The organism is Syntrophaceticus schinkii (genome assembly GCF_000946815.1).
Lineage (GTDB): Bacteria > Bacillota > DSM-12270 > Thermacetogeniales > Thermacetogeniaceae > Syntrophaceticus > Syntrophaceticus schinkii.
In genome coordinates this window covers 1-1,012 of the sequence record NZ_CDRZ01000129.1, presented here as the reverse complement: position 1 = coordinate 1,012, position 1,012 = coordinate 1, and the positions used below count along the sequence as shown (strand labels likewise).

General features: G+C 40.7%; 1 protein-coding gene. It reads right to left on the bottom strand.

Going from position 1 to position 1,012, the window contains the following annotated elements; genetic code table 11:
- Positions 1 to 83: 83 nt before the first annotated feature.
- Positions 84 to 545 carry a CRISPR-associated endonuclease Cas3'' gene (locus SSCH_RS06210; RefSeq protein ID WP_044664712.1) on the bottom strand — a complete coding sequence of 154 codons (462 nt, stop codon included), beginning with the start codon at positions 543 to 545 and terminating at the stop codon, positions 84 to 86.
- Between the last annotated feature and the right edge of the window lie 467 nt (positions 546 to 1,012).

Here is a 1,012-nt window from a genome sequence, read left to right as displayed (position 1 = left end):
GAATACAACATCCTTATCCATAAAGCTAAATCCAAACCCTGGCGAATTTCCATGGTGGCAGCGATGGCTTGGCTGTTCGAACCTTATCGATTAAAGCCCGATTTGATATCACCTAGATCCTTAACTAGCGTTTTCTGGAACTGAAGCGAGGCTTGTCCTGCTCCTTCTGCACTAGACCAATCAGGTAGACCTGCATGATGCCCGGCAATACAATAAGCTAAAAGCCGTCCTATTCCTTTGCCAAATAAATATTCGACTAATTCAGCACCATGTATAGCATGCGGCAATTTACCTTTTTTACCTTCTAGATGCGCATCCTCATCATAATACCCGCTTTTTTGCTGCAGATAACTTTGCCACAGAAGCCTGCCCTTACCTACATCATGGGCTAAACCCGCTGCTTTTCCCCATGTTCCGGATTCAAACTTCTCAGCAAACATTTCTGCCAGATTTGATGTTCCTGCTAGATGTTCTGACAGCCTATGCGGAGAAGCCCACGTCCCGTCTTCATTCTTACGCACATGCGCAATAAAGTTTTTGCTCATCTTAAACTGCCTTTCTTTGTTATCGTGCGGATTTTTAACCTATCCTAATTTACAAACTCTCACTTGCTGAAATTCTCACCTTTTCAGAATTTTGTTGCAATTTAGAAAATATACTGGGCGGCGTTTAAATTCCTCAGGTATTATTGTTCATTTTGTCTACAGAGAGAATTTCATAATTCAAAAATCAAAGTTTAAACAAAAATTAACAACTGGACCACCGCTTTTGATTAACAAATAACGACAGCGCATGGAGCATTACTGGTAAATAATAACTACTAGTTACAAAAAGGCAGACACCACCCCCTTGGTAATTAAAGTGCTTTCTTGATTAGAATTAAGCTGCTTTTTGTTCTCTTTCAGCTGTATTGACGGCTGTTACCGTAGCTATCAGCGCTATTGCACAAAGGTAGGCGTGAGTTTCTACCTTTTTAGTACCCTGAATGTAATGCTTTCTAAACCTAGATGCT